This is a genomic window from Brevibacillus choshinensis, from assembly GCF_001420695.1.
Lineage (GTDB): Bacteria > Bacillota > Bacilli > Brevibacillales > Brevibacillaceae > Brevibacillus > Brevibacillus choshinensis.
In genome coordinates this window covers 962916-975972 of record NZ_LJJB01000007.1, presented here as the reverse complement: position 1 = coordinate 975972, position 13057 = coordinate 962916, and the positions used below count along the sequence as shown (strand labels likewise).

Below are 13057 nucleotides of genomic sequence, written 5' to 3'. Positions count from 1 at the left end.
TCTCGATAGGGTGGAACAGGTACGTCTTCTTTATGCACCCTCTTGCTCCATTTTTTGTCCTTTGCCAGCACGAATGCCGGTATGAGCCTGTAAAAGCACGCGATCAAACTGTGCATGGGCGCCAGGCTGAGGACGACTGCAAATCGTACCGAGCCAAGCACCCAAAAAGCCGAGTGGGATCGAAATCAACCCGGGATTGGTCAGCGGAAAAATAGGAGCTCGCTGGATCAATCCATGCTCCACATCCATAACCGCTGGCCCCATGATGACCAAAACAACAGAAGAGATCAGACCCGTCAAAACACCTGCGACTGCTCCCTGGACGGTAAACCTGCGCCAATATAAGGTACAGAGGAGTAACGGCAGATTGGAGGATGCTGCGACGGCAAAGGTCAAGCCAACTAAAATCGCTACATTCATCTTTTCCGCCCCGATCGCCAGCCAGATGGAAACCAGACCGACTGCAACAGACGAAAACTTGGCGACTCTGACCTGCTCTTTTTCGGAAGCCATCCCTCTGCGGATCAGATGACTGTAAACGTCGTGGGCAAAGGCTGACGAGGCGGACAAGACCAGACCGGTAACAACTGCGAGGATCGTAGCAAAGGCAACCGCCGCAATGTAGGCCATCAAAAACTCGCCACCGAGTGCATCCGCCAGCAAAGTCACAGTCAAATTGCCTCCGAACCCGACCTGTTGCAATGCCTCATAACCGACAAAAGCACTGGCACCGAACCCAAGAAATATCGTCATCAAATAGAATGCGCCGATGATCCAGGTCGCGGTGTAAATGGAGTATCGTGTGGTAATCGCATCTTTTACCGTAAACAAGCGAGAAATGATATGTGGTAGTCCCGCCGTTCCCAATATGAGCGCCAAGTGCAAGGAGATCGTTTCCAACGGTTCATTCAGATGGTTACCTGGCTGCAAAAATTGTTCTTTTAGTGGCGTGATCATGCTGACGTGGTGGAACATCTCGGATGGATTCCAATGAAATCGGGAGAAAACGATCAGACTGAGGACGAGTGTACCTGTCAAGAGCAAAATAGCCTTGATAATTTGTACCCAGGAGGTTGCTACCATCCCCCCAAAAACAACATAGAACGTCATCAAAGTACCCACAACCAGAACAGCTTTGGTATAGTCTACCCCTAACAAGTAATGGATGAGAGCGCCCGCTCCAACCAACTGAGCCAGCATATAGAAAATCGTAATCAAGAGTGTCGTGACGGCTACTACTCCGCGCAACCACAAACTGCTGAATCGGACTGCAATCGCATCAGCAAGCGTGTACCTTCCCAGGTTGTGTAAAGGCTCGGCGATGATGAACAGAATGATTAGGTAGGATACAAAGAAACCGATGGCATAGACGAACCCATCAAAACCGTACATGGCAATCGTACCTGCAATGCCGAGAAAAGAAGCCGCACTCATATAGTCTCCTGCGATGGCGATACCGTTTTGCAATCCCGTCAAACGATTACCTGCCGCATAAAAGTCACGGGTCGTTCCCGTTTGCTTTGCTGCCGAGTACGTAATGGCCATGGTCCCAATGATAACGGCTAGAAAAAAGATGATGGTTGTCATTAGTACCACCTCCCACTTTTGGAATGCATGTACAAAAAAGAAAAGAAGCCGGGGATGACCCCAGCCTCTCTTTGGCACGAGTTTCCTATCTTACCTTTTTCTATGCGGAGTCTTGCATTCCTGTATTGGCCTTCACCAAAATTTCATCGTACTTGGCATCATTGCGAGAGCTGGAGAGTAAGGTACCAATCCAAGCAGCGAGGAAGCCAAGGGGTATAGAGACGATACCTGGGTTGGGCAATGGGAAGAGTGCTTCTCCCACCAGAATGGCTTTGCCTGCTACCGGATTCCAAACGTTCGGACTCATCGCAACCAGAATCAACGAGCTGAACAAACCTACGAGCATGCCTGTAATGGCACCAGTAGTATTAAACCTTCTCCAGAAAATGGTAAACAGAATGACAGGCAAGTTGGCGCTGGCAGCCACCGCAAAAGCCAGCGAAACCAGGAACGCCACATTCAATTTTTGAGCGAACAGGGCGAGGATGATGGACACGATGGAAACACCAACTGAAGCCCATTTTGCCATCTTCATTTGGTCTTTCTCCGTCGCTTTGCCATGACGGAGCACGTGACCGTAGAAATCATGGGCAAATGCAGAAGCTGCTGTCAGAACCAATCCCGCCACAACTGCGAGAATCGTGGCAAAAGCAACCGCCGAGACAAAAGCGAACAGGAAATTGCCTCCAATGGATTGAGCGAGCAATGGTGCACCCATGTTACCTGCCGGGTCCATGTTACCTGCTCCTACGAATGCAGCCGCGCCGAAGCCGAGGAATACAGTCATGACGTAGAAGATCCCGATGATCCATGTAGCGTAAACGACTGATTTACGTGCAGTTGTCGCATCCTTTACGGTAAAGAAACGAATGAGGATGTGCGGCAATCCAGCTGTACCGAGCACCAAGGCGAGATTCAATGAGATCGTATCGAGGCCGATCTTGAATTTGTTTCCAGGATTCAGAAATTGCTCACCCAGAGGTGTCGCCGTCTGCATGTGTTCAAACATTTTCATCAAGCTGAAGTCGAACTTGGCAAAAACCATGACCGAAATCACAAAGGTCCCTAACATCAACAGGACCGCTTTAACAATTTGCACCCAGGATGTCGCTGTCATGCCGCCAAACACAACGTACACGGTCATCAAGGCTCCCACGATCAATACGGAGGTCGTGTACTCGAGACCCAACAGCAGCTTGATCAGGGCACCCGCCCCTACCAGCTGAGCGATCATATAAAAGATAGAAATCGCGATCGTGTTCAGTGCAGCCACACCACGAATTTGTTTATTATTAAACCGCGCAGCAATCATGTCCGCCATCGTATATTTACCGAGATTGCGCAGTGGTTCTGCTACCAGATAGAGCACGACCAGGTAGGCTACCAAGAAGCCGATACTGTAAAAGAATCCGTCGAAACCGCTCAGTGCAATCATTCCCGCGATTCCCAAAAACGATGCCGCCGACATATAATCGCCCGCGATCGCAAGCCCATTTTGCCAACCTGTCAAGCCGCCGCCAGCCGTGTAGAATTCACTAGTCGTATTGGTTTTCTTCGATGCGTAATACGTAATAACCAGGGTCATCAGTACAATGGCTAAAAAGAGTAAAAATGCCGTAACGTTCATGAGTTCTTGCCCCCTGTCTCCTGCTTGATTTTCTCTACCAGCACGTCAAATTCTTTTGCACGTCTGGTGTACAGGATACAAAGTCCCCACGTCATGATGAATTGCGCAAATGCGAAGACCCATGCCCACGAAATGGCTCCAAACGCTTTCGTATTCAAGACAGTGAAGTAGGAAGTCAGGATCGGGAGTGAAAAGTAAAACACGAAGAAAAAGATCGATGAAGGCAGAATGAACGATTTCTTTCGTCTCAACAATTCCTGAAACGACTCAGACTTGATAATCGCTGAATACTGTGAGGCTGACTTGTTTTGCTCCCCACTCTTCTGCGCTGAAACCGAGTTGCCCATTGGAATCTCCCCTCTTCAAACAAAATTGTAAGCGCTTCCTACATTGTAGAGAATGTGGCGCTTTCATGGCGTTTTTCTGCGCCAAATGTCGGGGATTGCGCGCCAACGGTAAACCATCCATCCTTATTTGCAAAAAAATGGAAGACTCATTCCTCCAGTCTTCGCAGTAATTCTTTTGCTGACGTGCGGGAAACAGGAATTCGGATCCGGTTATCTCCCTTCAACATCAGGTTGTAAGCCCCATTGAACCATGGGGTCAGCTCGCTCACATATTGCAAATTGACCAGATAGCTCTTGTGTGTACGAAAAAAATCGTAAGCCTGTAGCTTCTCTGTCAGCTGCGTCAACGTCATTCGGGTCGTGTATGCATCGGTCTGCGTATGAATTTGTACGAAGCGTTCTTCTCGAACGGCATACACAATCGTAGTTGGATCGATGACCACGAGCCGATTATTCTCCTCCACCAATAGCTTGGTGCGTTTGGCTGGCGCAGTCTGTTCCGTTTTTGCCTTGGCCAATCGCTCACGTATGCGCTGCAGAGTTTCCTGAATTCGTTTTGGCTCATACGGCTTGAGTACATAGTCGACCGCATACAGCTTGAAGGCATCTACCGCAAACTCCTCGTGCGCCGTACAGAAGACGATGAGCGGCTGCTGCTTGCGAGAGGCCAGCATTCTCGCAGCCTGTGTCCCTTCCAGCTCAGGCATTTTCACATCGAGAAAAACGACATCCGGCTCATTCTGTTCGACTAGCTCCAAAAGCTCTCTCCCATTGGTAGCCGTGGCCACCAGCTCGATGTCCTCCTCCTGCTGAAGCAAATAAATAAGCTCTTCACGCGCGAGTCGCTCATCTTCCGCGATCATTATGCGAATCGTCATCAGGCACTCTCCTCTTTTTGAATCGGAATGGAAAAGGTGATCAAGCAACCACCCTCTGTCTTGTTTGAAAAAACAAGCTGGGCATCCGGTCCACGCAGACTGACCAAACGCTGATTGACGTTATGGACACCGATTCCATTGCCTTCCTTGCTTCCCGTCGGAATTCGCCCTAAGACCTGAAGAAGATTAGGCGGGACACCGCTTCCGTTGTCTTCCATGGTGAATCGAATGGCACTATCCTCTCTTTTGACAGTCAGGACGATTTCTCCCCCGGTCGGCATGTGCTGCAATCCATGCTGAATACTGTTTTCCACGAGTGGCTGAAGTGTACCTGGCGGGATCAGGGCATCATCTACTCCTTCCCCGATGTCACACCGCACTGCAAATTGTTCCGAGAACCTGATTTTAATAATTTCCAGATAGGCGAACAGATGATCAAGCTCCTGCCGTACTGGTACCAGCGGAGTGGACGTCAGCTTTAGAGTAAGCCGCATAAAAGTACCAAGCTGCACCGTCATATGCCGTGCCAAGTTGGGGTCGATCCGAATTAAGGTAACGATCGAATTTAACGTATTAAACAGGAAATGAGGGTGAATCTGCGCTTGCAGCATGCGCAGCTCTGCATCCTTCATGAGCCCTTTCATTTTTTCAGTCAGGGTCAGCGTCAACTGATTGGAGATCAGGTTGCTCAGCCCTTTTGCCAGCGCCTCCTGTACTTTCCCGATTTGCTGGGGCCTGCGAAAGTACAGCTTAATTAGGCCGACGACAGTCCCGCCTTCACGGATCGGGACAAGTAAAGCTGCCTGCAGTACGCAATTTTTCTGTGTACATCCCAATACCTCACGACTTAACCCTTTTTCAATAGCTCCGCTAAAAAGGGCACGCTTGTCGAGATCCCCGACAATGGCTTCTCCGGGTAAATGATGCTCTGCCCCAGCACCAACATGGGCTAGCAAATGCTCCAGATCCGTGACTGCGACCGCTGTTGCCTTCACTTCCCTTTGTAACAACAACGCAGCTGCTTGTGCGGTTTGCGGCGTAAGACCCAGCTTTAAATGAGGCAAAATCCGTTCTGCGATCGTAAAGGCACGCTCCGCTTCCATCGCGGCAGATCGCTCTTGTTCTTGCAAGGCTACCCGAATCATGGTCGTAAAGATGGCAATCGAGATGCTATTGGTCAAAACCATAGGGACGCCGATTAAATTGACGACAGTACGGACCAGGTCTGGTGGACCGGCCATAATCAGCATGAGTGACATCTGGATGACAGGAGCAAACATGCCGATGAATAAAGCTTTCGAGGGAGAGATGACTCTCTCTTGGGAAAAAAACCGAGCGACATATCCCGCTAGCAGGCCCGTCATCGGAACGGAGAGCCCGACTGGAACGGCGGCAAATCCACCCATTGCGTATATGTGAGCACCTGCAATGATTCCCGCTCCCATGCCCACCACTGGCCCCCCCAGCAATCCACCAATGACGACCCCTACCAATGTAGAATTGGCGATGATATCGCTAGAAGAGAGTGGGAAAATCCAAAATGCAGGCAAGAACAAATCTTCTTTTACGACCACTCCAGCGTAGGTACCTGCGATACCAAAAAGTCCAAACATCAAGGAATAGGAAATGGATGTCCCCGCATGAATTTCTCTGTCCAACAATTGACGGAACAACGGAATTCGCGTGAGGATAAATGCAAGCGTTAGCAAAATGCCCATTCTCTCGATAAGTAGTAGTGTGAGATTGTCCACCGCGTCCTCCATGTCTGTTGAAATCTTCTATAAATTCCGCTTTTTTGTCCGATTTCCCTGCTGGACAGACAATCAAACTGGGCGTCCCGCATACGCTGAGTGATGTGCAATGCTTCATGGGAAGGGTGAATAGACATGTGTGGAATCGTAGGTTGGATTGATTGGGAAAAAGACCTTTCCCAGGAGCGTCCGGTTTTGCAAGCAATGACGCACTGTTTGACGAAACGTGGGCCTGATGCGGAAGGCTTCTGGGTCACTCCACGTGTTGCGTTCGGACATCGTCGATTGGTCGTCGTCGATCCGGCTGGCGGACAACAGCCCATGACGGCTTTCCAAAACGAATATGCGTGTACCATGATTTACAATGGTGAACTGTACAATACCGAAGATTTGCGTGCGGAGCTGCTGGCAGCTGGTCACACGTTCCAATCCCACTCCGATACGGAAGTACTGCTGCACACGTACCTCGAATGGGGAACGGAATGCGTCAGTCGCCTCAACGGGATCTTCGCCTTTGCGATCTGGGATGAACGTGCTTCGCGTCTGTTCGTTGCTCGAGATCGGATGGGGGTAAAACCTTTATTTTATGCACAACGGGGCAGTTCCTTTCTCTTTGCCTCTGAGCTGAAATCCTTGCTCGCTCATCCCGATGTCAAGCCTGTTCTCTCACGCGAAGGATTGGCTGAGGTGTTCGCCATCAGTCCAGCCCGCACACCCGGTCATGGCGTTTTCCGTGATGTTTACGAGGTTCGCCCAGGCTACTCCCTCGTCGTCACCCGAGATGGTGTCAAACAACAACGTTATTGGCGATTGGAAAGCCATCCGCATACGGACAATGCGGAGGATACTGCCAAACGGGTAAGGGAACTGGTATCAGATTCCATCCATCGTCAGTTAGTGGCGGATGTCCCTGTCTCCACTCTACTCTCAGGTGGATTGGACTCCAGTGTAATCACTGCAGTTGCTGCTCAATCCTTCAAAAAGGAAGGGCGCGGGACCCTGCATACCTATTCAATCGATTATGTAGACAATGCCCGACACTTTCAAGCGAGCGCATTCCAGCCCAATGAGGACGCACCATTTGTGAAGCTCGTTTCGCAATATTTAGGGACCCATCACCACAACATTGTGTTTGATACGGGTGAGCTGATCGATGCGCTGAAAACTGCGACGCTCGCCCGTGATTTACCGGGGATGGCAGATGTGGATGCATCCCTTTACCTCTTTTGTCGAGAAATCAAGAAAGAGACGACCGTCGTCCTCTCAGGTGAATGCGCGGACGAAGTCTTTGGCGGTTATCCCTGGTTCCATCGGGAGGAAATGCTGAATGCCGGTACGTTCCCTTGGGCCAGAGCAACCAAAGAACGCGCTTCCTGGTTGGCACCGGAGCTCAAAGACTGGGTGAAGCCGGAAGAGTACGTCGCGATGCGGTACGAAGAAACAATCGATGAAGTGCCGCAATTGCCAGGCGAGAACCCTTTTGAGGCACGCCGACGAGAAATGTTTTACCTCAACATTACGTGGTTCATGAATACTCTTCTGGATCGCAAAGACCGGATGAGTATGGCGGCAAGTCTCGAAGCTCGTGTTCCATTTTGCGATCATCGCATCGTCGAGTATGTCTGGAACATCCCGTGGGAGCTGAAGACTTATGGCAACCGCGAAAAAGGCATCTTGCGAAAAGCGATGGAAGGTTACTTGCCGGATGAAGTCCTCTATCGGAAAAAGAGCCCGTATCCCAAGACGCACAATCCTTCTTACACAGAGGGTGTTCGTACCTGGCTATTGGATATTTTGAATGACTCAACATCTCCATTGCTGCCTCTGATCGACGTCCCTACCATTCGGCGTATTGCTGAATCAGATGCACAGGCATCCAGCATTCCGTTTTTCGGTCAGTTAATGAGTACTCCACAATTGTTTGCTTACTTAGGGCAACTAGATTACTGGCTTAGGGAATACCACGTCTCGATCGAAGCGTAAACGAGAAAAGCTCCTCGCCCCCTGTTACGGGGTTTTGAGGAGCTTTTTTCTTCCATTGGACATTGGTTTTGGTTTTGCTACTGGCTTTGATGCAGGTTTCGGTGCAGGTTTCGGTGCAGGTTTCGCTTTCGCCTTTGCTGCACTACTTGCGACTGGTGGTCGGTACCGTCGATCGTATTCCTTGCCTGACCTTTTCATGATCGTATAAGGGGCCGTAGCTCCCACACGAATCAATCGATAATCGACCCGAACCTTTTTGTTTGCTCCGCTCAACACCACTGAAACTACTTTCTGATTGGGACGATTTAACTTGAGCTGCAACGATTGTACTACGGTAGGGAATGGTGGAATTTCGCCGTACGGGACACAGAGCTTCCCTTTGACCAGACGCAGATTCAGATTGCGAATCATCGTCTCGCTTAGCTGTCTCCCCCAGTAACGACGAAAGATGCGGGAAATTTTTCGCTTCGAGTTGTACCTCTCCGGCAGGGGTGTGAAATCTACATTGTTGATCGTATAGACAGGCTTCCCTCTAGGCGAGGTGGCGATCTGAGTCCAGACTAGTTCGGCCGCATGGATAAACTGTTTGAACATACGCAATTCATCCAAGGAATTCACCTCCTCCATAAACCCTATGGGAAAGGGCTTATGCTAGTACGCCCCTTTTACTACCCAGTTTTTCCTGACAGGAGTTAGCCTAGATGAATACCCAATAAACAAGGACACCCACCCAATCCTTTGCGTGTATGTACCAAAGAACGGGTGGGTGCAGAGCCTTATTTTTCGTTTGCTTCGAATGGTTTTCTTATCGTTTTGCGACGACGATTACATAGACTTGACCGCTTGCATTTGTCCACAAGTCAACCTTGTCTGTTGTTTTGATCTCGTCTTCATCGAGTTCAGAGCCATCGTAATATTTGATCTGAGCGTCCTTCGCCATTTTCATGCTGCTGGACACATCATCAAAGAATACGTATTTGTCTCCATTTACGCGAGACTCAATGCCTACGAATTTCACGTCGCTCTGTGCCTTTTTCCCTTGCGCAGAAGCTGCTGTCACATCACCATCACGATTCAACGTCAATGTCGCATATTCAAATTGATCTACGTCCTTGATTGCGTCCTCGTCGCTGACATCGTATTTCTTGCCATTCACTTCAACGATGGCGGAAATCACTTTTCCGTCCTCTTTACGAACCTCCACAGAATCGACTACACCACTTACTTTTCTCGCAGCACCTGTTACAGCTTTCACTTTGCCCGCGTTGTTTAGTGTAAGAGTATATTCCTTGTCGTTGGAGGCAGCATCGCTGTCAATCGTAACACCAGAAGCCAATTGGTATACTTTTCCACCAACCGTAATCTTATCACCAGATTTTTTGGTTACATAGCCAGTCACCGTTTGTTTTTCCAAGGTCAACTCCACGATATTTTTCGTGCCGACATTGTATTTCCAGGTGATGATTCTGTAATCGTTCAAATCATCCGTGCCGATGGAGGTTGGAGACACGCTTTCCTCGTTAACCGTCAGCTTGGCAGTGGTCAAGATGCTATAAATCTTGCCTTCTACCTTGATGGTAGCGAGCTTCTCCGGATTGCCAGCCTGATACGCAGTCGTATCCTCAATCAGCTTGTTGCTCGCGACTCCCACGCCTTGCTCGATTTTTTTCAGATTGCCATTCGTGTCAAACGTGAGGATGGCTACCTGATTGTTCTTCAGGTCATCGAGCTCGGACACTTCGTCTTCATCTACGAGAAGCTCCGTATCTTCCAATACTTCGTAGTCGTATCCGTCAAAGCTGATCATATTTTCATCCGTATCGACACGAATAGGTTCTACGACACTCAGCTTTGTGATGGTAGCTGCTGTGACTTTGCCATCCACGTCCATCGTCAATTCGACGGCATCACCTTTTTCAATGTCACTAAAGGAGCTTGACACTTCCTTGGCTTGCGGATGCGCTTTTTCTTTTACAGTAGCAGACGTCGTCAGGACGTACGTCGTTCCATCTACCTTGATCTCTTTTTTCGAATTGGATCCGCTCACAGATGAGACTTTTTCCACGGTTCCTACTGTTGTGTTTTTCGAGAATGTGATAGAGGCTACTTTTCCATCCTCATCCATCACAGCGACGAATTTTTGGCCGATTTGGGAACGCGAAACGCTCACGCCATTTTCCACTTCCAGCACAACCTCTTTGCCATTTACGATCGCTTTAAACTTTTTCTCATCCCCCACTGCTGTGGTGAAGTTCAACCCGGTCTTCACTACACCCTCAACGATGTTGGCTTCCGCAGTAGAAACGGTCAAGAAGGATACTTTTCCGCTTTTCACGATGTATTCGACTTGTGCTCCCACAACGACATTTCCGTACACTTGAGCAGAGTCAGAGATCGTGATATCGCCACTCTGTCCTGCCAACTTGAGTTTTTTCGATGACTTGTCGTAAGAAGTAACCGTTCCTTTCACAACTGGCAGCTTTTTGATGGTTCCGTCTGCGTTACCATCTTTGTCATAGTAGGAGCCATTTGCATACACTGGCGTTTCCATGAATCGATCTGTGTACTTGGCAACAATATCGCGTTTGGCCGGAATAGTCGGTGTTTCCTTCGTATCGTAGATCCCCGCTTTATCTGCCGCCAACAGGTACGGGTAATACCACTCGCTTGTGTTCGATGCGTTTACATTGATTTTCAAGCCTTGTACGTAAACGGTCAGTGCCTCAGCGATTTTTACGTTGCTATCTGGTTTGAACGTGCCATCCGGGTAGCCTTTGATAATTCCTTGAGACACTGCCAAATTGATGTATCCTGTTGCCCAATGGCTAGAAGGCAAGTCTTTGAACTTGGTGGAACCTTTCAGCAGGTTTGCCTGATCATCCGTGTACCCCATAGCGAGTACGGCGATTTTCGCAAACTCAGCGCGCGTTACTTCCTTGTCTGGTCGGAATGTTCCATCGGTGTAGCCTTTCAATACTCCTGCGTAGTTCAATTTTAGAATCGCGTCTTTATTCGTGTTTTTAGCGATATCCGATAGCGGCAGGGCAGTCGCGGCAAGTCCCATGTTCGGTACAGCCAGCATCCCAGCCAAAACAGCTCCAGCGAGTATTTTCTTCAGATCTTGTGCAGATCGTGCTTTAAAGTTTTGCAAATTCATTCCCTCCATTACTTTTAAGTAGCCCGTATATGTTTTGTCTGTTCTTGCCTCATCTTGTCGAGTCTATTGGGCAAGTGCTCTATTTGACGTGAGTACTCTCTGAAATGTTGCATGTCCACTCCCTGCCAACTTATGACAGTCTTTTGAAAATATCACTCAAGCTTTTAATAAACGCAAAAAAACCGCCTGAATCACTCAGACGGTTTTACGTTTCGTTCCAGCAGGAAATGCTATAAGCCAGGTTCTGTCTCTCCCGTGCTTCAAGCGGGTCTCCCCCTCGCACCAAGAGCGGTAGCCATCTATCTATGACGTCTCAGACGCCATCCGTCCCTCTGTTTGGTTCCTTTAGGACGGTTCCCCTACCAAATTTGGGTTTCTCGCTCGCAGGGTTTACCGCGTTCCATCTTTTCTGTCGCCAGAAAAGCTACGTTTCTGTGGCACTTTCAGCGTACTCGGGCCTCAGAGAGAGCCTTTTCCACGCCGTCAGCGAGGCGAACCTCACTGCCCTGGTTTACACCAGGTACGAACACTCCAAGCATCTCAGCCTGGGCGAGCCTGGACTTTCCTCTACCGCCAATCGCGAACGATCGCGGCAGCGACTACCCACATTTCCTGCGTTATCGAATCAGTAACCCTACTCTATCATATGGTGTTTGATCGGTCAACCAAGGCATCCTGGAAACACGTCCAAATTGTTCATTCTCCAAAACCTGTAGTACAATAGAGGATGTTACAAGGAGGGTTGACCGTGATTATCATTACCCCACACGCAGCAGCACGCCTTGCCCTGTTGATCGCTGAAGAGCCTGATTCAGACAAGCTCGGGATAAAACTCATTCCTACGACAACGGGTTGTGGGAGCTTTACCTACAGTATTGCGATCACCGAAGCACAGAAGGGCGATCATGAGCTGGAACTCTGCGGAATTCGTTTTCTGTACCAAGATGAAGAGGCGGAACAACTGACTGGCACGATCATCGATTGCGACGCTACGACCGGGCGGTTTTCAATCATTCATCCTCGGCCATTGCAAAATGATTGTACGCACATACATTGATTAGGAGGAAGTTATGTTACTGCTATCATTTGAAAATGTCAATCCACGCATTCATCCATCCGTATTCCTCGCGAAAGGTGTTGTCGTTTCTGGCGATGTAGAAATTGGCGAGGATTCCTCGATCTGGTACAACACCGTCATCCGTGGTGATATTGCCCCGACGGTTATCGGTCGACGTGTGAGCGTACAAGACAACAGCACCCTGCACCAGAGCCCGAATAATCCTCTGATTTTGGAAGATGAAGTAACGGTTGGTCACAACGCTGTTCTGCACAGCTGTATCGTCAGACGCGGAGCCTTAATTGGGATGGGCTCCATCATTATGGATAAAGCTGAAATTGGTGAGGACGCGATGGTCGCGGCCGGAGCGCTCGTGCCTCCTGGGATGAAGGTCCCTCCTCGCACGCTCGTGGTCGGCAACCCAGCAAAGGTCAAACGCGAACTGACAGAAGCGGATTACAAAGAGCTTATCCGTATTCGCCAATCGTATGTGGATAAAGGAAAAACCTACCGTCAGCTGGAACAAGCGCCGCTGGACAGAGAATAAGCATATAAAAGAAAGCCGCTACTTGAGCGGTTTTTTGTTTCCATTTTGTGATTTGCAAATAGTCTGTGGCACCTTTCAAGAAACGACCTCTCGCTTCAGCCACAAAAGACGAAGCACCTGTCG

10 protein-coding genes and 1 other RNA gene are annotated in these 13057 nt (G+C 49.3%); 3 read left to right on the top strand and 8 right to left on the bottom strand.

Annotated features, from left to right (window positions below):
• Positions 1 to 30: 30 nt before the first annotated feature.
• From AN963_RS04645 to AN963_RS04625, 5 genes are all read right to left on the bottom strand, one after another.
• Positions 31 to 1587, bottom strand: coding sequence for a solute symporter family protein (locus tag AN963_RS04645; protein WP_055743366.1), 1557 nt, complete (start codon positions 1585 to 1587; stop codon positions 31 to 33).
• A 100-nt stretch (positions 1588 to 1687) separates the two neighbouring features.
• Positions 1688 to 3214: a solute symporter family protein gene (locus tag AN963_RS04640; protein WP_055743365.1), complete on the bottom strand. Its 1527-nt coding sequence runs from the start codon at positions 3212 to 3214 to the stop codon at positions 1688 to 1690.
• Entirely contained in the window at positions 3211 to 3561 is a 351-nt protein-coding gene (locus AN963_RS04635) for a DUF485 domain-containing protein (RefSeq protein ID WP_055743364.1), read from the bottom strand. Before AN963_RS04635 ends, AN963_RS04640 begins: the two co-directional genes overlap by 4 nt.
• Positions 3562 to 3707: 146 nt before the next feature.
• The gene (locus AN963_RS04630) at positions 3708 to 4439 is read right to left on the bottom strand and encodes a LytR/AlgR family response regulator transcription factor (protein WP_055743363.1); all 732 of its coding nucleotides are present in this window, start codon (positions 4437 to 4439) and stop codon (positions 3708 to 3710) included.
• On the bottom strand, positions 4439 to 6190 hold the full coding sequence (locus tag AN963_RS04625) for a LytS/YhcK type 5TM receptor domain-containing protein (protein WP_055744446.1): 1752 nt from the start codon (positions 6188 to 6190) through the stop codon (positions 4439 to 4441). The genes AN963_RS04630 and AN963_RS04625 overlap by 1 nt, the downstream gene beginning before the upstream one ends.
• A 135-nt stretch (positions 6191 to 6325) precedes the next feature.
• On the opposite strand from AN963_RS04625, the gene asnB reads away from it, so the two are divergent.
• Positions 6326 to 8173: an asparagine synthase (glutamine-hydrolyzing) gene (asnB, locus tag AN963_RS04620; RefSeq protein WP_055743362.1), complete on the top strand. Its 1848-nt coding sequence runs from the start codon at positions 6326 to 6328 to the stop codon at positions 8171 to 8173.
• Positions 8174 to 8197: 24 nt separating this feature from the next.
• Here the strand turns inward: asnB and AN963_RS04615 are convergent, their stop codons facing one another.
• From AN963_RS04615 to rnpB, 3 genes are all read right to left on the bottom strand, one after another.
• Entirely contained in the window at positions 8198 to 8791 is a 594-nt protein-coding gene (locus AN963_RS04615) for an IseA DL-endopeptidase inhibitor family protein (protein ID WP_236707871.1), read from the bottom strand.
• A 187-nt stretch (positions 8792 to 8978) separates the two neighbouring features.
• Positions 8979 to 11330 carry an S-layer homology domain-containing protein gene (locus AN963_RS04610; RefSeq protein WP_236707870.1) on the bottom strand — a complete coding sequence of 784 codons (2352 nt, stop codon included), beginning with the start codon at positions 11328 to 11330 and terminating at the stop codon, positions 8979 to 8981.
• Between the two features lie 228 nt (positions 11331 to 11558).
• An RNA gene (gene rnpB, locus AN963_RS30075) (RNase P RNA component class B) lies at positions 11559 to 11941 on the bottom strand.
• 137 nt (positions 11942 to 12078) lie between these two features.
• Between rnpB and AN963_RS04605 the strand changes: the two genes are divergently transcribed.
• Positions 12079 to 12387, top strand: a complete 309-nt coding sequence (locus tag AN963_RS04605; protein ID WP_055743359.1) for an iron-sulfur cluster biosynthesis family protein — start codon at positions 12079 to 12081, stop codon at positions 12385 to 12387.
• Between the two features lie 13 nt (positions 12388 to 12400).
• Entirely contained in the window at positions 12401 to 12934 is a 534-nt protein-coding gene (locus AN963_RS04600; RefSeq protein WP_055743358.1) for a gamma carbonic anhydrase, read from the top strand.
• The last annotated feature ends 123 nt before the right edge of the window (positions 12935 to 13057 follow it).